The 19,988-nt window shown below is 46.0% G+C and carries 19 protein-coding genes and 1 pseudogene; 5 read left to right on the top strand and 15 right to left on the bottom strand.

The annotated features are described in order from the left end of the window. Nucleotides 1-36: 36 nt before the first annotated feature. Entirely contained in the window at nt 37-1,782 is a 1,746-nt protein-coding gene (locus CEF21_RS21905) for an SDR family oxidoreductase (protein ID WP_481747661.1), read from the bottom strand. Next, a pseudogene (locus tag CEF21_RS21900) lies at nt 1,759-3,051 on the bottom strand (amino acid adenylation domain-containing protein); the annotation flags it as partial. The gene CEF21_RS21905 and the pseudogene CEF21_RS21900, both read right to left, overlap by 24 nt. A gap of 113 nt (nt 3,052-3,164) precedes the next feature. Between CEF21_RS21900 and CEF21_RS07015 the strand changes: the two are divergent. Continuing rightward, nucleotides 3,165-4,910 (top strand): methyl-accepting chemotaxis protein, encoded by a 1,746-nt coding sequence (locus CEF21_RS07015; protein WP_164462110.1) that lies wholly within the window; start codon nt 3,165-3,167, stop codon nt 4,908-4,910. A gap of 426 nt (nt 4,911-5,336) precedes the next feature. On the opposite strand, the gene CEF21_RS07010 is transcribed toward CEF21_RS07015, so the two are convergent. Continuing rightward, nucleotides 5,337-5,951, bottom strand: a complete 615-nt coding sequence (locus CEF21_RS07010; protein WP_123914506.1) for a hypothetical protein — start codon at nt 5,949-5,951, stop codon at nt 5,337-5,339. 125 nt (nt 5,952-6,076) lie between these two features. Between CEF21_RS07010 and CEF21_RS07005 the strand changes: the two genes are divergently transcribed. Beyond that, on the top strand, nt 6,077-6,400 hold the full coding sequence (locus CEF21_RS07005) for an ArsR/SmtB family transcription factor (protein WP_123914504.1): 324 nt from the start codon (nt 6,077-6,079) through the stop codon (nt 6,398-6,400). Nucleotides 6,401-6,514: 114 nt separating this feature from the next. Beyond that, complete coding sequence (locus CEF21_RS07000; RefSeq protein WP_123914502.1) at nt 6,515-6,838, top strand: hypothetical protein; 324 nt, start codon at nt 6,515-6,517, stop codon at nt 6,836-6,838. A 159-nt stretch (nt 6,839-6,997) separates the two neighbouring features. On the opposite strand, the gene CEF21_RS06995 is transcribed toward CEF21_RS07000, so the two are convergent. Then, on the bottom strand, nt 6,998-7,909 hold the full coding sequence (locus CEF21_RS06995; RefSeq protein ID WP_123914500.1) for a cation diffusion facilitator family transporter: 912 nt from the start codon (nt 7,907-7,909) through the stop codon (nt 6,998-7,000). Between the two features lie 255 nt (nt 7,910-8,164). After that, complete coding sequence (locus CEF21_RS06990; protein ID WP_123914498.1) at nt 8,165-9,430, bottom strand: MDR family MFS transporter; 1,266 nt, start codon at nt 9,428-9,430, stop codon at nt 8,165-8,167. 100 nt (nt 9,431-9,530) lie between these two features. Between CEF21_RS06990 and CEF21_RS06985 the strand changes: the two genes are divergently transcribed. Both CEF21_RS06985 and CEF21_RS06975 read left to right on the top strand, forming a co-directional pair. Next, on the top strand, nt 9,531-11,267 hold the full coding sequence (locus tag CEF21_RS06985) for an ABC transporter substrate-binding protein (RefSeq protein ID WP_123914496.1): 1,737 nt from the start codon (nt 9,531-9,533) through the stop codon (nt 11,265-11,267). Between the two features lie 522 nt (nt 11,268-11,789). Beyond that, a complete protein-coding gene (locus CEF21_RS06975; RefSeq protein WP_123914494.1) occupies nt 11,790-12,056 on the top strand; it encodes a putative periplasmic lipoprotein in 267 nt (88 codons plus the stop codon). A 39-nt stretch (nt 12,057-12,095) separates the two neighbouring features. Here CEF21_RS06975 and arsC read toward each other — a convergent pair whose 3' ends face one another. The 10 genes from arsC to CEF21_RS06930 all read right to left on the bottom strand — a co-directional run bounded on the left by arsC (nt 12,096) and on the right by CEF21_RS06930 (nt 19,910). After that, nucleotides 12,096-12,515, bottom strand: coding sequence for an arsenate reductase (thioredoxin) (arsC, locus tag CEF21_RS06970; protein ID WP_123914492.1), 420 nt, complete (start codon nt 12,513-12,515; stop codon nt 12,096-12,098). 30 nt (nt 12,516-12,545) lie between these two features. Next, nucleotides 12,546-13,841 carry an arsenic transporter gene (locus CEF21_RS06965; RefSeq protein ID WP_123914490.1) on the bottom strand — a complete coding sequence of 432 codons (1,296 nt, stop codon included), beginning with the start codon at nt 13,839-13,841 and terminating at the stop codon, nt 12,546-12,548. 13 nt (nt 13,842-13,854) lie between these two features. Then, a complete protein-coding gene (locus CEF21_RS06960; protein ID WP_123914488.1) occupies nt 13,855-14,205 on the bottom strand; it encodes an ArsR/SmtB family transcription factor in 351 nt (116 codons plus the stop codon). Between the two features lie 71 nt (nt 14,206-14,276). Next, on the bottom strand, nt 14,277-14,444 hold the full coding sequence (locus CEF21_RS21210; protein ID WP_164462109.1) for a hypothetical protein: 168 nt from the start codon (nt 14,442-14,444) through the stop codon (nt 14,277-14,279). Between the two features lie 11 nt (nt 14,445-14,455). Continuing rightward, nucleotides 14,456-15,322: a permease gene (locus CEF21_RS06955; RefSeq protein WP_123914486.1), complete on the bottom strand. Its 867-nt coding sequence runs from the start codon at nt 15,320-15,322 to the stop codon at nt 14,456-14,458. 67 nt (nt 15,323-15,389) lie between these two features. After that, the gene (locus CEF21_RS06950) at nt 15,390-15,836 is read right to left on the bottom strand and encodes a MarR family winged helix-turn-helix transcriptional regulator (protein ID WP_123914484.1); all 447 of its coding nucleotides are present in this window, start codon (nt 15,834-15,836) and stop codon (nt 15,390-15,392) included. Nucleotides 15,837-16,319: 483 nt separating this feature from the next. Then, on the bottom strand, nt 16,320-16,874 hold the full coding sequence (locus CEF21_RS06945) for a YdhK family protein (RefSeq protein WP_123914482.1): 555 nt from the start codon (nt 16,872-16,874) through the stop codon (nt 16,320-16,322). 543 nt (nt 16,875-17,417) lie between these two features. Beyond that, complete coding sequence (locus CEF21_RS06940) at nt 17,418-18,020, bottom strand: alpha/beta hydrolase (protein ID WP_123914480.1); 603 nt, start codon at nt 18,018-18,020, stop codon at nt 17,418-17,420. Next, a complete protein-coding gene (locus CEF21_RS06935; protein ID WP_123914478.1) occupies nt 18,017-18,964 on the bottom strand; it encodes a ring-cleaving dioxygenase in 948 nt (315 codons plus the stop codon). Before CEF21_RS06935 ends, CEF21_RS06940 begins: the two co-directional genes overlap by 4 nt. Nucleotides 18,965-18,977: 13 nt before the next feature. Further along, nucleotides 18,978-19,910 (bottom strand): ring-cleaving dioxygenase, encoded by a 933-nt coding sequence (locus CEF21_RS06930; RefSeq protein ID WP_123914476.1) that lies wholly within the window; start codon nt 19,908-19,910, stop codon nt 18,978-18,980. Between the last annotated feature and the right edge of the window lie 78 nt (nt 19,911-19,988).

The following is a 19,988-nucleotide window of genomic DNA, read 5'->3' as shown; positions in this document are numbered from 1 at the left end:
TCCATCCGAAGAACATGAATAAAAACCTTCTCGGCTTTAGACAAGGACTTTTGGAACCGGGAAGTAGCCGCATTCCTGGCCGTAGGAAACGAGTTTTTTCACGTACTCTTCTTTTCTTTCGAATTGATCCTCATAAGAAGGAAGAAAGGCAAGTGTCTGGCAACAGTCCCATTCCATTAAAGGATCTTTCAGTCCCTCGCCTTCCTGAATGGAGATGGCAAGCTGGCGCCCTTCCGCATCGAGTTCTACGCCATAGACACGCTCCATAAACTGTTCATGGCTGACGGTATCGATTTCATAGCCCGCCTTGTTTAAACAATCAAGAAAATCAGCGAAGCTCATCGGATTCGGATCGATAATATGAAAGGTTCTTCCGGCCGCTTCCGGGTCAAAGGTGAGCTCAGTGACAGCACGGCTCGCTAAATCAACCGGTGTAAAATCCACCAGACTATCGGTTTCTTCCATTTTCTCTAACATCATCAGCCCTTTGACCATCCGGTAAAAAGCATTGCTTTCGATATTTTCCTGAAAAACCCCTGTATCGGAACGGCCTGTCAGATTCCCTGCACGGAAAACCGCTGCCTTCAGTCCTTTTTCCATTTCCATATGAATCCTTTTCTCCGCCTCAAACTTGCTGCTTGTATAGACATTGGCAAGTTTCCCAACAAACTGTGAAGGATTGGCGGAACAATAGCTTTCCCAAAGGTTTTCCACAGCCAAATCTTCAGGGATTCCCATCGTTGACACATAGGAAAAATGAATATGGCGGCTGTCTTTGCACAAATCAAGCAGCTCTTGCGTGCCTCTCACATTGATATGATAAAAGTGCTCCGGATCTCCATAATGCCGTACCTCCGCTGCACAGTGAATAATGTGTGTGAGAGTATGCTTCAGCTCTTCATACACATCTTCCTGAAGGCCTAACCGGTCTTTTCCCAGGTCCCCTAATAGAACGGATTGCTTGGTTTTATCGGTAAACTCATTCTGAAAAGGATCCAGCACTTTTTGCAGTCTCATTTCCGCTTCCGCTTCACTATTCCCCCGCACAAGGCAATAAACGTGAACATCCGGTTCCTTCAGCAGGTCCATTAGAACATGTGCACCAAGAAAGCCGGTTGCCCCAGTCAGAAGAATATGTCGGTCCTGGCTGATCCCTTCTTTATTCTGATTGTCGCCGATAAATAAAGGATGCTCAGTCAGCTTAACCTGCTTCCGGATTTGGCGGCCTGCCTCATCTTCCTGCGATTGATCAAGAAATTCTCCGAGCCTCGCAACCGTTCTGTGGGTATAGAAATGCTGCAGGTTCAGCTGCGGAAAGTCAGGCTTCAGCTTCGCCAGAATGCTCAATACCTTGAAGGAATTCGCCCCAATGGTGAAAAGATCATCATGGCGGTCCAGTTCAGCCATCGTCAGCTCTGCAGCCGCCGCATCTGCAATTTTCACTTCCGTTTCTGTTTGAGGAGGAGTAATCCGGCCGCTTAAGAAACGGTGAATATCTTCATTTTCGAGATATTTGCGGTCTATTTTCCCTGTTGCTGCAATCGGCATCTCACTAAGCTCAATGTAAAAAGAGGGAACCATGTATTCCGGGAGCCGTTTTTTCAAATCCGCATTCAGCACCTCTTTAGGTACATGCATCCCTTCCTTAACGGTGTAGAAGCAGTAAAGCTCTTTTCCTGCTGCGTTCGCTTTCGGTATAACAGCCGCTTCCTGGATATAGCCAAGTGCAATCAGCGCATTCTCAATTTCCCCTATTTCAATCCGATGGCCCCTGATTTTCACCTGATCATCGGTTCTGCCCAGAAATTCAATGTTGCCATCCGGAAGCTTTCGGACAATATCTCCGCTCCGATAATACATGCGGCCATTATAGCTGCAGAAAACGGCGTCTGTTTTTTCCGGCTGATTCAGGTATCCGGCTGAAATTCCAGGTCCTTCAATCAGCAATTCTCCAGGTTCTCCATCCAGACATTGTTCACCTGTCCCGTTTACAACATAAAGCTGAACCCCTCCGATGGGGCGGCCAATCGGGACATTTGCCACTTCCTTATCAAGCGGTTCATCGATGTCATAATAACTCGCCATGACCGTGGCCTCAGAAGGTCCGTAAAAGTTGGAAATCATCGGCTTCATGCCGAAAAGTCCCTGCCAAAGTCGGACAGGCTCTCCCGTAAGTGCTTCACCTGCCAGTGCAATCACTTCGACAGAATCAAGCTTTTTTACATCGTCCGGACCTAATGCCGAAACCATATTGTTAAAATAAGCGGTCGGCAAAATCATATTCGTTACCCGATGCTGTTCGATTTCATCAAGCAGCCCGCTGTAATTTGTTCTGGACTCTTCAGAGAAAATATGAAGCCGGGCACCATTTAAAAGTGCCTGAAAAATATCAATAATGGAAGCGTCGAAACTGAAGGAAGCAAATTCAGAAATCACTGTATTCTCATGAAATTGATAGTGACTGGCTAACCATTTTGCCAGATTGTGAACACCGGCGTGCCTAATCATGGTCCCTTTTGGTTTTCCAGTAGACCCGGAGGTATAAATAATATAGGCAAGGTCTTGGGGGGAGATATTCATGGTTTGTATAGGTTCTTTCAGAGGCTTAATCGTTTTCATATTAACAGAAAGCTTATCCAAACCGGGTTCTTCCACAGACTGATTCACGAGGATGACCCGGCAATTGGTGTCTTCAATCATATACTGAATGCGGTCTGCCGGATAAGCGGGATCGATCGGTACATAAACGGCTCCGGCTTTCAAAGCTCCTAACATGGCAAGAACAGCGTCAGCGCTTCTTTTGATATAAACGCCCGCAAAGTCCCCTTTTTTTATGCCTCGGTCCAGCAGGGCTGCGGCTATGCCATTTGAAAGCTCATTGAGTTCTTCGTATGTATAGGACTCTTCTAAATAGGTTAAAGCCTTTTTATCGGGGAATGTTCTAACTTGCTCATAAAACAAATCCAGAATCGTGCGATGCACATTCAGGGTGGTGTCCGTTCTGTCTGCGTCTGTTAGTGAGAGGCTGAACTGGGTAGTTTGCGATGTCATAAACACACTCCTAAAAAAATATTTTGCTAAAATTCGACAATTATCGATTGTTTCAGGTAAGATGGTACTGGGCAGTTTTTCCTCTCACCTTACTAATCGGGAGGATGAACAAAATGTTTAAGAAAAAATCGTTTATTTTTAAAAATTTATCTTTATCTATTACGTTAATCGTGTTAATCGGACTATTGATCACAGCAGCAAGCTTTCTCTTGCTGACCAATACACTTAAAAGCGAAACCACTCAGGAAGCAAGCAGCCTCGCCTCAAAATGGGGGAAAAAGCTGGACCTTGCCCTAGTGGAGGAAGCGGCACAATCAAATGATTACAGCACTCCTTCCCAGCAGGAATTGACCAAATCCTTTGATACTATATCTGAATACAACCCGAAAGTCGCACAGGCTTACATTTTCAGCACAGAGCTGATTGACGGGAATCAGACTCCGATTGTGAGTGTGCCCAGTCATTTAGTTGAACCGCTAAAGAGCGAAGGTTTGAATCCCGGCGATCCGTATCCGCAGCCGAAACATATCGTAAAAGGCATTCAAAACATGCTCAGCGAAGGCAAAATGGTTTCAACAAGCATTTATCAGGATGACATCGGCACCTGGATTACCGAGCTTTATCCTCTTAAAAACAGGGAAGGCAAAATTTATGCTTACTTCGGGGTTGACCTGGATGCAAGCATGGTGGCAGAAGGCCAGTCCCAAATTATTAAAACAAGCTTATCCATCCTTCTCCCCGGACTGCTGATCGCCATCATTTTGCAGATTTTCATGACGCGCAGAAGCTTTAAGCCTTTAAATGAACTAATGAGCGGATTAACAGAGGTGAGCAGCGGAAACTTTAACCTGCAGCTGAAGCATACAGGCGATGATGAACTGGGGACGATCAATAAGCGGTTCAATGAAATGGTAACGGATATAAAAACCATGGTTCTAAAGGTAAAAGCTTCTTCGGACAACATTAAGCATTCCTCTCAAATGCTTGCCGAGACGGCTTCATCCACCGACTCCAAGTCTCTTAAAATTGCCGATGTAACCGAAAACATGTCGTCAGCAGCCAAAACACAGGAAGAGTCGATTTCCAACACTTCCATTGCGATTGAAGAGGTGGCCAAAGCCATTCAGTCCATTGCCTATAACTCAAGCGAAGTCAGCGCCGCTTCCCAGCATATGAACAAAATCACGATTGACGGGAACGAATCCGTCAAAACCCTGGCCAGACAGATGGACAAAATCAGCGAGCGCTTCAGCTTAACGACAAAGTCCGTGGCTGCGCTGAAAGAACGGTCCATGGAAATTGACAAGCTTCTTGGCATCATAACCGGCATTGCCGATCAAACAAATCTCCTTGCACTTAATGCAGCGATTGAAGCCGCACGGGCGGGAGAAGCGGGCAAAGGATTCTCCGTTGTCGCCTCCGAAGTCCGCAAACTGGCGGAAGAGTCCAATCAGTCGGCACGGGTGATCTCTGAGCTCGTTAAAGAAATTCAAACCGAAACTCAGAATACCGTTTCCCATGTAGAAATCGGAAACACGGAAATCAGCAAAGGGATTGAATACGTGAACCTGACAGGAAGCCTGTTCCATCAAATTCAGGAGAACTCAAACGAAGTCTCAGCCAACATCCTCGACGTCTCGGCCTCCTCCCAGCAGATTTCAGCCGGAACCGAGGAAATTACAGCCACAGCAGAAGACCTCAAGCATTCCGCTGTCCAAAACAGTGATTTCGCAGGGGAAATTTCCAAAATCGCAGGCGAAAACCAGGAAAGCGTCAGTCAATTAAGAAAATCATCTGAAGGATTAAACAATCTGGCGGACGAACTGGAAGGATTAGTTAAAACGTTTAAAACATCTTAATAAATGGAACACCGTCCTGATTGGGGGCGGTGTTTTTGTGTGGGGATAGCGGCGGGGGGGTTGTGGGATGGTGGATGAGACGCAGTTGGCGGCGGCGGTGGTGAAGTCGGTGGTGGCGGCGGGGGTGAAGTCGGTGGTGGCGGCGCCTGACCCGCTCTGCTTCACCGCAGCGGGGGACAGAGGCTAAGTGTGCTGAATTCATACAGGACAAGGGATGGCGGAGGTGGTGCCGGAGCTTTAGTACGGTAAAATATCAGGGGACTGGCACGGTGCCAGTCCCCTTCCGCTTCACCGCAGTGCGGGTCAGAGACAAGGAGCGCTGAACCCTTATGGGACAAGGGATGACGGAGGCGGTGCCGTAGCTTTAGTACGGTAAAATTCTGGGGGACTGGCACCGGCAGCTTACCTAATTGAAGAAAATCGTTTCTAAGCTCTGTCCATCTCAAAAACGATTTCATCTCCAAGAGCATTTCCCATAAAGGGGGCATCATATTCTTTAAACGTAAACGTCACACCAGTTAAATCATCAGGTAAGGCAGGAGTCACGATGAATTCATATGTATGTCTTCCGGTAGAACCTGAAGAGCTATCCTGTCTGCACTGGTAGTCCCCGGCCATATCCAATTCAAAATGGGTATGATGGTTTTTAGGCCATCTTCTAGGATCCGGTTCTTCTATCTCATGCCAATCCATATGCAAATGCACCACACTTGCATTCTCAAATTGGCGGATAAAGGTAACCGTGAACATGCGCTCATCCACCTCTGCCGATTTCATTACAGGCACATGCTTCCTGAATCCCGAAGGTTCAACCTTTTTCTTAAAGAATTCTTCCATTCTGAGTGTTGAAAAGATCGTAGTGAGGAGCTCTTCTTCCAAGTCATACGACTTCGCCCATGCAGCAATCTTATCAGATGGCGGCATTCCCGGCTTTTGATCAGAGAGTTTTTTTCGTTTCTGCAGCATTTCACAGATCTGCTCATCGATTGATTCAACACGGCTGTCGTAATATTCGGGACGGTTAAAAGGAATTCGCTTCATACTGGTCCTCTCCTAAAAGCTTTTTCCCTCTATTATATCAGACATTTTTTTACAGTTATGATTGATTGTGCAAGTTGTCCCTTTTTTCTATAATGAGAGTAGAAAAATGAAAAGGAGTCCGCCTGATGAAAGAAGAGGACCTAGAAGTTGTACCGGAATTCGATTTGGATGAAGAAACGCTCTTTATTGTCTCGCAGACCTTTAAAGCCCTGTCGGATCCGACGCGTCTCAGAATTCTGAATCTTTTATTCGAAGGGGAACATTCTGTAAATGAAATTGCGGAGAAATTATCGCTTCTCCAGACAACCGTTTCGCACCAGCTGCGTTTCTTGAAAAATGTCCGTTTGGTCAAATTCAGACGGGAAGGGACCTCCCTTTATTACTCCCATGATGATGAACATGTAATCGATGTGCTGAAGCAGACGATTGACCATGCGAGGCATATGTAGAAAAACCGGGAAATCAGCAAGAAGGAGCTTCTCTTACAGCGGTAAGCTCCTTTTTATATGCTATTTATAGTCGTTTGCGTTCATGTACCCTCAGCCGAAAAAGGAGAAGCCCCATTGAATTTTATTTTATTATTTGTCATTATCCTGATCTGCGCTTCTTTCTACACACTGAACCAATTCTTTGAATATAAGAATAGCAAAAATCACCGAGGGATTCCTTTTAAGCTTGGCTGCAGTATGCTGCTTACCCTGACCATGCTGGGCTATATCATTATTCTTATTGTCGGATTCACTTACCCGCCATCTGGGATAGAAGGGCTTGAAGCCCAAAAATACTACATGGAAGTGGTCTTTTACGGACCGTTTAAAGCACCCATCCTTGCAGCTATAGCAATGTATGGGGTCTGGCTCCTTTTTGCCATCATCCGTAAAAAATAGGCTATGTTAAAGTACACTTGTTGATTGAAGCGAAAGGCGTGAGACCCGGCAATCACAAAGGCGCTAGGCCGCCCCGCGGAAAACGAACGACTGTAGCGGAAGTAAGCAACCAATTTTAACAAAATAAAGAGCGGCCCTTATCAATGGGCCACCCAAAAATCAATTACAATGCTCCCTCTCCTCGCACCCCTCTCCTTCCACATCAATTTGAATGGTGGTATGGTGCAGTTCGAATGTGTCATGCAGCTGTGTTTTGGCTGTTTCGAGCAGGCGCTGGTAATCCATTCCGGGCTTTACGCACAGATGGCAGCTTAGTGCCGGAAAATCGGAAGTGATCGACCACACATGGAGATCATGAACGCCTGTAACTTCCTCAATCCCGAGCAGGGTTTCTTTCACTTTTTCCACATCAATGTTGACCGGTGTCCCCTCCATCAGGATATGGAACGAATCCTTTGTCACCCGCCATCCGCTTATCAGAACCAGAACAGCGACTATGATACTCGCGATAGGATCGGCGAGACTCCATCCGAAGAACATGATGAGCAGCGCAGCAACGATGGCCCCAAAGGAACCGAGCATGTCCCCAAGTACATGAAGAAAGGCACTTCTGACATTCAGATTGCCGTCCTTATCCCCTCTCATCAAAATAAAGGCTGCTGCGATATTAACAATCAGACCGATGATCGAAATGATGAGCATTCCCGAACTGATGACAGCAGGCGGATCCATGATTCTTTGGATGGCCTCCCACAAAATGTAGAGGGAAATGACGATGAGCGTAATCCCGTTCAGGAAAGCCGCGAGAATTTCGAACCGTTTGTATCCGTATGTTTTGGAAAGGGAAGCCCCCTTCTCTCCGAATTTCAAGGCGAAAAAGCTTAAACCCAGAGCCGCCGCATCACTCAGCATATGGCCTGCATCTGAGAGAAGAGCGAGACTGTTGGTCAAAATGCCTCCGATGACTTCCACTACCATGAATGTGGCGATAAGGAAAAAAGAGAACTTTAATGCCTTTTTGTTTGTTGATGAATGATGATGATGTCCATGATGATCATGTGAATGTCCCATTTCTACCCCTCATTTCAATATATGAATATATACTCATATATATTATGTATCAATTCTGACATGTTTTCAAGATTGGGTTTATTTTTTAGCTTTCCCCTTTAAATTATGTGGGGAAACATAGCGGGATAAAAAAAGCAGTTTACCCGAACTCTTCTTGACCGCTTTCATGTTCAAAATAAAAAACAAACCAGCCCTCCGTGAACCCGTTTAATACGGAAGGCTGCTTCTTGTCGTAATAACAATTATATAAAACCATTACACGGCTTGATCCGGTTTCGCTAAAAAAGCATCACGCCGACTCCGCTTTACAATGGCCCATCTTGAACAAAGGACTCCTGCAAAGGCAAAGAGAAGAATGAGAACCGCCATCCCGATTCCGCCGATTGCCTGCCACGCCATGATTCCGAACACTCCGAAGATTTTACCCGCCTGGAATACAATCCCGTTGACGGCCATATACGCTCCCCTTTGGGATTCATCCACCATGTCGGCCATGAGCGTTTGCCTCGTCGGGACGTAAATCAGTTCGCCAATAGTCATGATGAAAACAGCGGCCGTTAATACAGCGATATGATTCGAAAAAGCGAGGAACGAATACCCGAAGCCAAACACGATGAATCCAATGTACATCATTTTCTGCTCCGATTTATGTTTCAGCCATTTATTGACGGCTGCGGTGAGGAGAACGATGAGCAGTGTATTTTCGACCGTTAGCAGACTCATCATTCTGACACCGGTCATCTCAATTGGAAGGCTCCCCCATATAGAAATCATCTGTTTAGGAATTTCCTCTTCCAGCCGGATCGCCATAAAATTATTCCGCTGGAACTCAATGGAAAGAATGGCAATGCCTCCGATCGTAAAAAGCATGAACGGAACATCCTTCATAACCGAAACATAGCTGCTGAAGACAGGCTTCAGGGAAAAAGAACCGGGTGACTTTTTTTCCGGAATGAAGGTTTCCTCAATTTTCGCCTTCGTGATCCACAAAATAAAGATGGAAATGACCAGCAGGGACAGAAGAAGCTCGAAAAAGTTTGATTCGAAAAACCAGCCCCCGATGATCAGGGCGAGCATGATGGACAGATTGATGGTCCAATAGTTAATGGAATAGATCATCGTTCTCGTTTCTTTTGTGCTGACATCAACTAGCATGGCCTCTGCCGCCGGATTTCCGATTCCCATGGAGATTCCGAGAAGCACAAGCATCACAAACGTGACCCATGCCGATGTATACCATGGAGAGTTGGCCAAGAGCATGCCTCCTGTCGAAATGACCTTCATCCATTCCCCCGCTACCATGACTTTCTTGCGCCCCCATGTATCCGCCAAATATCCTCCGTAGAAACCGGAAAGAAATTGAACGACAACCTGGATCAGAAGCAGAATTCCAGCCGCCACCGCATTGATCTCCCTTGCGAAATAAATGGCCATAAACGGAAAGACCATCGAGCCGACTAAGCGGCTTAAGAAGGACGTGTAAATACGAATTTTAATATTGGGATGCAGTTCTTTAAACATCTAAATCCCCTCCTGCTTCCATTATGCTTTGGCCAAAAGTGGAAAAAAAGGGTACAATCCGATTAGAAATGTCCCCTTTTAAACGATAAGGAGCTTTGCGATGAAAGACTTGATCTATTTTGAAATGAGAGCCTATTTATACAATAGAGAAGAACAGCAATCCGTTTCCTTAAAGCTCAGCGAACTGGAAAAGCTGTGGTATTGCACTCAGAAAAATGTGAAGAGAAGGCTGAAGCAATTCGAGGCAGCCGGGAAACTGACGTACAAGCCGGGGAAAGGGCGGGGCCACTCCTCACGTCTTATCTTTCTTTCCGGCTTCCAGGAGGAAATTGAAAAAACCGTTCTTCAGCTTGTCCAAAACGAAAAAATGGAAGCGATTATTCTTTTATTGCAGCTTCCGATACCAAAAGCCTGGATTGCAAACGTATCAAAAGAAGTTCAGGCCTTATTCGGTCTGCACGTTTCGGAACAGTCGAAGGATGTGCTGCGGACAATGGTCACGAGAAATCTGACCACTCTCGATCCGCTTCATTCATCTATTACCTTTGAAACCTACTTAATTCATCAGCTGGGAGACAGCCTGCTTGCCTATCATCAGGAGCAGGATCTGCTTCAGCCGCATCTTGCCCACAGCTGGGAACAGCAGGATGACGGCCGAATCTGGACGTTTTATTTGCGAAAAGGTGTCCGGTTCCATAACGGGCACGGACTGACGAGTGAGGATGTACGCGCTACCTTTCAGCGCTTTCAGGACCATGATTCGGCCCATTCATGGCTCACAGAGGATATCCGGCAAATCGACTGTCCTTCCCCCTATTCGATCGTATTTACATTGAACAAACCGAATCTGCTGTTTCCGCGCTATGTCAGTTCCCACAACCTGGCGATTTTGCCGGCAAACGAACCGTTTGATGAAAGGAAATGGATCGGCACCGGCCCATTCCGGCTCAAAAAGCGGACCGATCAGCTGCTCGTGCTACAGGCATTTGACGATTATTTCCTCACCAGACCGCTGTTGGATGAAATTGAGTTTTACAAGGTCGATCCCGGAATGGCCTCTTCACACGTTTATGAGATTGCAAGCGAAGCTTCCAGTGCTCCTTCTTTGCAAAAATCCGATATTGAAGTAGGCTTTCGCTTCCTGGCTTTTAACTTTAAAAAGAAGACCATCGTCCACCACCCCTCTTTTCGGGAAGCCATCTATCATTTAGCAGACATGAACAAGCTGAGTTCCGCCTCCATTGAAGAGGAATTACAGGAAGCATCCAGCTACTTTCCATGGAAATCGGAGCCGCAAAGGAAGGAGCTCTCGAAGGTCAGCGGGCTCCTGAAGGAAGCGGGGTACAATGGCGAACCACTGAAGGTCTTTATTTTAGATAAAAAAAATGAATTAGAACGGGGGAAACTCTTTCAGGAGGAAGCGCTAAAAGCAGGCATCCATTTCGAGATCCAATCGTACACCCTGGATCAATACTATGACCCCTTTTTGGAACAGGCCGATCTCTTATTCATGGGAGAAGTCGCATCAACCGATTATCACCTGTCCTTTATGGGCGCTTTTTTAAACAAAGCCCTCATCTTCAACCGTTTCCTGGCTGAGAGCCACATGAACCGGCTGAATCTCTTTTTTGAAAAAATTAAACAGGCACCGGACCGGCAGACAAGAGAGGAACTTATTGAAGAAACCGAAGATTATATTAAGAAAGAAAATCTATTTATCTACCTGTACCACCCGATGAAGAACCGGACCTTTCATCCGATGATCCGGGATATCCAGTTTGAATCGTTTGGATATGTGGATTTCAGGAGGATGTGGATCAAAGAAAACAGAGGGTGAAGCGCAGTCCTTCAGCTCGCTATAAAAAAAAGAGCATCTGTATTTTAGATGCTCTTTCATGTTCGTCACTTTTTCTCTTTATCAAGTGGATGTTTCGCTGAGCCCGTAAAAGGATTGATTTCATAAGTTAAATCTTTCCCAGCTTCTTTTTCTTCTTGATGGACTCTTTTTCCCAAGGATGTATAGTACCAAACCCACGAACCAAAAACTAAAAGACCGCCAATGACTGAAATCCAAAACGGGATGATAAGCCCTCCTCATTTAAACTGAAAAAGTTCTTATAGTTCATACACCAAACACCATAAGAAGTAAATTTCGTTTTTCTTATTTAAAATGTTGATGCCATTTTTCTGTACAATTCGAAAGTCTGCCATTTATTCTGCAAGAAGAATCCATAGTAAGGTACTCCTTTGCTATAAAATTGATAGCCCTTCTCTTTACTTTCACCAGATACTTCCTAATTCCTTCTGTGAAAAGCAACCTTTCTTGATTCTTTCCGTCTAATGAGCTGAGGTGAAAGCTGTGAAGCATATTTCAATCTGGATTTGCATCTTGTTTTTAACAGCCGGATGCAGCAGTCCAAAAACAGGCATTTCCGAAGCAGAAGCGAAAGAGATTGTCTTGGATCAGCATTCGGGCAGCATCGGAAGAGTAGAAATCATTTCGGTCAGCCTTGATTCAGACACCTACAAGGTTAAATGGAAGAATACAGAAAACTGTGAAAAGGGGACAGATTACATTGATAGAGGAAGTGGAAAAATAATGAAAGGGGAAGGATCCATTTGCTGAATAAAGAAAAGCCGGGAGCATTCACTCCCGGCTGCTTTCTTACTTCCCTGTTTCCGCAAAACGTTTAATGCGTTCTCCGATTTCATCACGGACCCGCTGGAATACGGCCCATTTTTCTTCGTGTGTTCCCGTTGCTTTCGCAGGATCATCGAAGCCCCAGTGCTCACGTCTTACATGGGGCGGCGTCATTGGGCATTTGTCTGCCGCATCTCCGCAAAGGGTTACAACGAAATCCGCGTTATTCAGGATTTCATTATCGATGATGTCAGAGGTTTGATCCGTAATATCAATCCCTACCTCTTTCATCGCTTTTACGGCATTTGGATTTAAGCCATGTGCTTCAATTCCGGCACTGAGTACGTTCCATTCATCCCCAAGGTATTTTTTTCCCCATGCTTCTGCCATCTGGCTGCGGCATGAGTTTCCTGTGCAAAGAAAGTAAAGTGTTTTTTTAGACATGTTGTAAGTCTCCTTTTAAATGTATTAGTTTTAGAAAACCAACAGCCATAGATACAGGCCGATTAGTGTTATAAGAAGAGTCGGGACTGTCAGGATAATTCCTGTTTTAAAATAGGTGCCCCAGGATATTTTCACTCCCTTAAGCGACAGGACATGAAGCCAAAGAAGGGTCGCAAGGGAACCGATCGGGGTGATTTTTGGTCCCAAATCGGAACCGATCACGTTGGCGTATATGAGCGCTTCCCTGACAATGCCTGATGTGTCGGTATCAGAAATGGCAAGCGCATCAATCATCACCGTCGGCATATTGTTCATCACCGATGAAAGAATCGCTGCAATAAATCCCATCCCGATCGTCGCGGCAAACAATCCCTGGTCTGCCGCTGCCTGAATGACATCGGCAAGAACGCTTGTTAATCCAGCATTACGAAGACCATAGACCACCACATACATCCCGATAGAGAAGAAGACAATCGCCCATGGAGCCCCCTTCAGTACTTTTTTCGTCGGGACCACCGGACTCCTTTTCGCCATAATCAAAAAGAAAATGGCGATGACGCCGGCAATAACGGATACAGGAATACCTATAAACTCGCTAATGAAATACCCTGTCAGCAATAAACCTAGAACCAGCCATGATAGTTTGAACATCTTTATATCCCGGATTGCTTTTTTCGGCTGCTTCAGGCTCGTCACGTCATAGTGTTTGGGGATACTTTTTCTAAAGAACAGGTACAAGACCAAAATGCTGGCTGCAAGCGAGAAAAAGTTCGGGACGATCATCCGGCTTGCATATTCGACAAATCCGATGTTAAAAAAGTCGGCTGACACAATGTTCACCAGATTGCTGACGACAAGCGGAAGAGACGTCGTGTCCGCAATAAATCCGCTGGCCATGATAAAAGGAAAAACGAGTTTTTCTTCAAAGTTCAAATTCCGCACCATCGCCAGAACAATCGGGGTCAGAATAAGGGCTGCCCCGTCGTTTGCAAAGAAAGCAGCGACGACAGCTCCGAGTATGCTTACATAAATGAACATGCGGACTCCGCTGCCTTTCGCCGCTCTCGCCATATGTAAGGCGGACCACTCGAAGAATCCAATTTCATCTAATATTAAAGAAATGATAATAACCGCAATAAATGTTAACGTAGCATTCCAAACGATGCCGGTTACATCCCACACATCCTGAAAATCAACAACCCCAGCAAGGAGCGCAAGGATTGCCCCGCCGCAAGCAGACCAGCCGATCGATAAGTTCTTCGGCTGCCAGATCACAAGCACCAGGGTCACCAGGAAAATCAGGGATGCTAAAATTACTGATGTCAAAATGGTCCCTCCATTATTTGCAAGTTATTCGCAATCCCTGTTTCTCCAGATCCTTCAGCTTTTGATCCTGATCCGGAATGAACGCAAGCAGATTTTGAACAAATTCATACATGTCACTTTCCCCGTTCAGCGAATAAAAAATCCACTGTCCGTTTCTCTTTTCTTTTACAAGCCCCGCATCTTTTAATTTTCGCAAGTGCTGGCTGATTGCAGGCTGACTCGCCTGAAAAATCGCAGTAAATTCGCATACGCAGCATTCATTTTTCTGGAGCATCTTCATCATCGCAAGCCGGGTTTTATCACCAAGGAGCTTCATAATGGATGTAGCCTGCTCTAATTCTATCGTTTTATGCTGGAACGTCATGAATCGGTTCACCTCCGCGTATCATCATATAACAATACGCTTATATAATCAATAACTTATATGAAACCAAATCATTTATCTCGTGCTTCATAAACGTTTCTCTGCCCGCTGTTTTCTGCAGCCTTTGTTGATTCCTCCATTTGCTTTGAGCAGCAAGACCCATCCTTCACTTCCTCGATAATCACATTACAGCAGTCTTTCTGTTCTTTTGCACCTAACCACTTTTTTAAAAAATTCATATTGTCACCTCCTATACGATATAAAATAAGAATCCTGAAATCATAGACATAGTTATGACGGAAATTACAAAAGCAACGACGAGCTTTTTCGTAAATATGCTGTTCAAAAGCGTCAGTTCAGGCAGGCTCGCCCCAGCGGAACTGATCATCAGTGCCATGACAGGGCCTAGCGCCATTCCTTTCGCAATCATAATCTGCGTAATGGGAATCATCGAAGAAAGACGGATATATAAAGGGACCCCAACGACAGCTGCAATCGGTACAAGCCACCAGTTGTCGCCGCCAAAGTACTGAGTGATAAACCCGGTGGGAACGGCCCCGTGGATGATCGATCCGATCGCAGCTCCTATGAGAAGGTATGGGTACACCGTCTTCATGAGCAGGATGGTTTCATTCAAAGCACCTTTGAGACTCAAACCGCTTTTGATCGGATCATAATTTTTTACAATCACCTTTTTGACCTCTTTTTCATAGCCAAGCTTCTCGAGCGTAAAACCAATCATAATAGACAGCACCGAAGTGATGAGGGTGTAGTACATGGCAACTTTCCATCCTAAGACGGCCGTCATCAGTGTTAAAATGGTGGGGTCCAGAACAGGAGAGGCAAACAAAAACACCATCACTATGCCGAAACGTATTCGGTTGTTGAGCAGATTTACGACTACTGGAATGGTGGAGCAGGAGCAAAAAGGAGTCACAAAGGCAAAAGCCAGGGCCAACCCGCCGCTTAATAGAGGATGGCTCACCCTCATCAATGTTTCCATCTTGGCATATGGTATAAATGCTTGAAGCAAATTGATCAAAAACGAGATGGCGATAAATAACACCGTCAGCTCCAGTGCAATTTCAACAAAACTTCGGGCAACTTCTCCCCACATAATGATTCACTCCTTTTATTTGCAAAATGCAAGTATATATGTAAAAAGACCGTATTCGATCTTTCTATTATTTCACAGGCCGGCAGCACATCGCACTTTTGGCCATCGCCTGGTTCAGCAATTTTACAGATTCGATCACCTGGTTTCTCTCTTCCGGCTGCATATAGGAAAATACTTCTTTTAAGTACCCATTCATTTGGGTATCGATGGATGAAGCTATATCTTTTCCTTCACTCGTTAAGAAAAGCTGATAGATCCGCTTATCTTCTACAGACTGTTTTTTTTCTATAAGCCCAATCTTAACTAGCCCCTGAACCTGCCGGCTGAACGTCGTAATATCTGTTCCTAGCGTATCGGCAATTTCCTGTATGGATGGAGCTTCCCGTCGTTCTACTTCATACAGAATATGACTTTGAACCAGGCTCAGTTCTAGCGATCCAACTGAACAGCAATTCTTATCCAATAGACCGAAACGGCGGACCATGACTTGAAACAGCTCGCGTGTATTTTCCATTTATTCACAACCTTCACTCTCTAAAAATTGACTGCATGCCTTTAAAAAATTTTGATAGGAAGCTTCTCCCCGTGAACCGCAGTCTATCCCAAACATTCGCTTCTCTGTAAACTCGATAATTTGAGATGATGATCCATTCATAGATTTTGATACAAGAAAAAGGTATGACAGAAAATACTGAACGGACAAATTCCCTGACTTATTGATGGTTAGCTCCACGGTACCGCCTCCTTAAATTGATCTTAATCTATATATTTGCACTTTGCAAGTAATAAATTTGCATAATGCAAGTATCCAAAAAACTTTGCACCGTTCCGCCATTTATACAGATGAGAAAGAGGATTTGACACCTGTTCATTTGCAGCAACTGCAGACTCCTGTCTATACGATAGAAAAGCCCGTTTTTCCCGCTGACCAGATGGCCTTTCCGACGAGCGACGAAATGGAAAAGAGCATCCCCCATAAGATGCTCTTCCTCATTCGTTATTTGCTGACGGCTGAAAGCTCGCTCTCCGTCACCCATTTATGATTCTTCACTTCTTCTCCGCCATTCGCTGGAGAATAATCAATCATATAAACGGTTGTCTTCTCAGCAGAATCAATGGTCGCCTTTGCTCCCATCATTCCTTTCATATGGTCTGCCATCAAGGTAACTTTTTCACCTTTCTTAAAAGAAACATCTCCCGCGTTCTCGATTTCCTCGTGAATCACCCACTTGTGATTGACTACTTTTTCTCCGCCGCCTTTGGGTGTATAGGTAACCGCATAGACCGTTGTATCATAAGCACCCGCAATGGTCGCTTCCGCTCCATTCATGCCTTCCATATGTTCTGTTTTCACTATTGCCTTGCTCCCGACCGGATATGCCGGATTTTTTGCTTCTTTTAATCCTTCAGGCACTTCACCCGAGCTTGAATGTTCCATCTTTGAATGGTCCATTCCTTCATGTTTTTCATCCATCCCGCCGTTCGAACAGGCGGCCAAACCAAATGCGGCAAACAGGGAAACAGTGAACATCATCACTTTTTTTCGGCTCATTGAATCACCCTCCAGTTAGTATGCTTTTAGTATACCCACACCTCATTCGATTGCAAAAAATGTGCACAGCAGACGGATAAAATAAGAGTTGAAAGATGCGCTTGCTCTGTGCACTGTGCACTGACCTTCTACCCTTCACCGCACCGGGGGAAGAAGGAAGAAGCTTGCAATCCCATGCCGCTCTAAGCTTCATGTGACACGGGGACGGAGCTTTAGTCCTTTATCAGAGCGGGGGTCAGTGCATGGCTCTGACCTTCTATCCTTTACCGCACCGGGGGAAGAAGGAAGAAGCTTGCAATCCCATACCGCTCTTGGCTCCGTAAGATAGGGGGACGGAGCTTTAGTCCTTTATCAGAGCGGGGGTCAGTGCATGGCTCTGACCTTTGATCCTTTACCGCACCGGGGGAATGAGCATAGCCCGTGCAACCCCTTACCGCTCTAAGCGTCACGTGAAACGGGGACGGAGCTTTCACACTTTAGCAGAGCGGGGGTCAGTGCACAAAGTGCATAAAAAAAGAAAACTGCCTAAGCAGTTTTCTTCCTTCACAATCCCTTATACCACTTCGCCGCAGCTTCGACTTCACTGCGTGTCAGCTGGTGGCCTTGATTTTCCCAGTGCAAGTCTGCCTTGGCATTGGCGCCTTCGAGCAGGGAGTGCAGTTCTGTTGACTCTTCAGCCGGACAGATTGGATCGTTTGTGCCGGCTGCGATAAAGACGGATTTCCCTGTCAGATCCGGCAGTTCAATTCCTCTTCTCGGAACCATTGGATGGTGGAGACTGGCGCCTTTTAGGGCGTCCCCATAATGGAACAGCAGACTGGCTGCGATATTGGCCCCGTTTGAATAGCCGACGGCGATGATTTGACGGCGGTCAAACTCATATTTATCGGCCGCTTCATCCAGAAATTGATTGAGTTCCTGTGTGCGGAAAACAAGATCTTCTTCATCAAATACGCCTTCAGCAAGTCTGCGGAAGAAGCGGGGCATTCCATTTTCCAGCACATTTCCGCGAACGCTCAAAACGGATGCCTCTTCATCGATCATTCCAGCGAGCGGAAGCAGGTCCAGTTCATTTCCGCCTGTGCCGTGAAGCAGAAGCAGGGTTGGTTTTTCCGGATTGGTTCCTTTATTAAAAATATGTTTCATTCCATTTCCTCCTCCAAAACGTGTACCTCTATATGAGGCAGGGTTCTTTCCAGTTCTTCCCGCTGCGGCTCAAGCCAGGATGGCAGCATGAGCTTTGTTCCAAGCTGATCCGCCGGTTCATCTGCTGTAAAGCCGGGCGGGTCGGTCGCAATTTCAAATAGAATGCCGCCTTCTTCATGGAAATAGAGGGCCTTGAAATAGTTACGGTCCAATATGTCCGTTGGATAGAACCCTTTCTCCTGAAGAAGGGCTCTCCATTTGAGATGGTCCTCTTCATTTTTCGCTCTCCAGGCAATATGGTGCACCGTGCCGGCCCCCATTAACCCTCTTACAGAAGGGGACAGCTTTACATCAATCGTATTGCCGAGCTCTCCCTCGGATTTAAATCTCAGAAAGCTTTCTTCCTGTCCCACGCATTCGAGTCCAAGTACTTGTTCAAGCAAATCGGCTGTTTTATTCGGCTGGGCTGAAATTAACGTCGCGCCGCTGAATCCTTTAATCGCCCGATCCGTCCGGATTCCGCTGACACCCCACGTATTGAGAGGTCCTTCCTGCCGTTCCACCAATTCAAGCTCCAAACCATCCGGATCCTGAAAGGCGATATACGTTTCCCCGAACCGTTCGGTCTTGTAAAACTTTACCCCGAATTTTTTCAAGCGGCTCTCCCAGAATGAACGGGAACCGGGTGGAATCACATAGCTTGTTACTCCGACCTGTCCGGTCCCGATCCGTCCCTTCAATTGGTCTGCCCAGGGGAAAAAGGTAATAATGGTTCCGGGCTGGCCGGATTCATTTCCAAAATAAAGATGGTACACTTCCGGCCGGTCGAAGTTGATGGTTTTTTTGACGAGCCGCAGGCCCAGGACGCCGGCATAAAAGTCGATGTTCCGCTGCGGATCGTTTACCATAGCTGTGATATGATGGATTCCAGCTGTCTTTTGCACGGTATTTCTCCCCCTAGAATTCTCTTACTTCAATCGGAATCAGCGCCCGCTCAATCCGGTCTCTTGCCTCTTCATACTGAGCTGGAAGCATTAATTTCTGTCCCATTGTCTCATGAGATTCATCATGGGCAAAGCCTGGAGGATCCGTTGCGATTTCAAATAAAATCTCGCCGTGCTCTCTGAAGTAAATAGCGTTAAAATAGTTTCGGTCCTTTACCGGTGTGACGCCATATCCGTGCTCACCCACGTATTTCTGCCACTCCAATTGATCCTCATCATCCGCTGCGCGCCATGCGATATGATGCACGGTTCCCACTCCCATTTGTCCGCGGCCGATTGGCGTCGCTTTTACATCGATTATATTTCCAAGATCGGCTTCGGAACGGAAACGGATGTAATCACCTTCTTTTCCGACGCGTTCAAGCCCCATGACATTCTCCAGCAACTGTGCTGTCTGATCCGGCTGAGTGGAAAGCAGAATCGCTCCTCCAAATCCTTTGATTGCCGTCTCAGGAGTAACGCCATTAAAGGTCCATGTATTCGTCTCGCCTTCCTCCCGTTCTACAATTTCCAAGTGAAGGCCATGAGGATCATCAAACTCCAAATACTGTTCACCGAAGCGTTCCGATTTCGTAAATTCAACTTTGAATGCTTCCAGCCGCTGCTCCCAAAACTCCATCGAACCCGTTGGCACCGAATAAGTGGTGACCCCTACCTGACCATCGCCAATCGAACCCTGGCGCGCTCCGGCCCACGGGAAAAAGGTGATAATGCTGCCCGGTTTTCCGCCATCATTCCCAAAGTAGAGATGGTACGTACCAGGATCATCAAAATTTACCGTCTGCTTCACTAAACGCAGTCCCAAAACGCCTGCGTAAAAATCAACATTCTCCTGCGGATGCCCGACAATCGCTGTAATATGGTGAATCCCCATTGTTTTTTTCATCTTCTTTTTCACTCCTTATCATTTCTTTATTCGACAAAAATGGTGCAACATCCTTTTATCTCGATTTCAAGATAAGAG

Origin of the sequence: Bacillus sp. FJAT-42376 (assembly GCF_003816055.1) — a bacterium.
Lineage (GTDB): Bacteria > Bacillota > Bacilli > Bacillales > Bacillaceae > Metabacillus_B.
This window is presented reverse-complemented; position numbering and strand designations above follow the sequence as displayed.

Bases quoted from the DNA above. Each gene is read 5' to 3' on its own strand.
- CEF21_RS06960 (WP_123914488.1), bottom strand. From the start codon at position 14,205: ATGACGTTCCAGCATAAAACGATAGAATTAGAGCAGGCTACATCCATT.
- CEF21_RS07015 (WP_164462110.1), top strand. From the start codon at position 3,165: ATGTTTAAGAAAAAATCGTTTATTTTTAAAAATTTATCTTTATCTATT.
- CEF21_RS06955 (WP_123914486.1), bottom strand. From the start codon at position 15,322: ATGTGGGGAGAAGTTGCCCGAAGTTTTGTTGAAATTGCACTGGAGCTG.
- CEF21_RS06945 (WP_123914482.1), bottom strand. From the start codon at position 16,874: ATGAGCCGAAAAAAAGTGATGATGTTCACTGTTTCCCTGTTTGCCGCA.
- CEF21_RS07010 (WP_123914506.1), bottom strand. From the start codon at position 5,951: ATGAAGCGAATTCCTTTTAACCGTCCCGAATATTACGACAGCCGTGTT.
- CEF21_RS21210 (WP_164462109.1), bottom strand. From the start codon at position 14,444: ATGAATTTTTTAAAAAAGTGGTTAGGTGCAAAAGAACAGAAAGACTGC.
- CEF21_RS06930 (WP_123914476.1), bottom strand. From the start codon at position 19,910: ATGAAAAAAACAATGGGGATTCACCATATTACAGCGATTGTCGGGCAT.
- CEF21_RS07005 (WP_123914504.1), top strand. From the start codon at position 6,077: ATGAAAGAAGAGGACCTAGAAGTTGTACCGGAATTCGATTTGGATGAA.
- arsC (WP_123914492.1), bottom strand. From the start codon at position 12,515: ATGTCTAAAAAAACACTTTACTTTCTTTGCACAGGAAACTCATGCCGC.
- CEF21_RS06995 (WP_123914500.1), bottom strand. From the start codon at position 7,909: ATGGGACATTCACATGATCATCATGGACATCATCATCATTCATCAACA.
- CEF21_RS06990 (WP_123914498.1), bottom strand. From the start codon at position 9,430: ATGTTTAAAGAACTGCATCCCAATATTAAAATTCGTATTTACACGTCC.
- CEF21_RS06985 (WP_123914496.1), top strand. From the start codon at position 9,531: ATGAAAGACTTGATCTATTTTGAAATGAGAGCCTATTTATACAATAGA.
- CEF21_RS06940 (WP_123914480.1), bottom strand. From the start codon at position 18,020: ATGAAACATATTTTTAATAAAGGAACCAATCCGGAAAAACCAACCCTG.
- CEF21_RS06950 (WP_123914484.1), bottom strand. From the start codon at position 15,836: ATGGAAAATACACGCGAGCTGTTTCAAGTCATGGTCCGCCGTTTCGGT.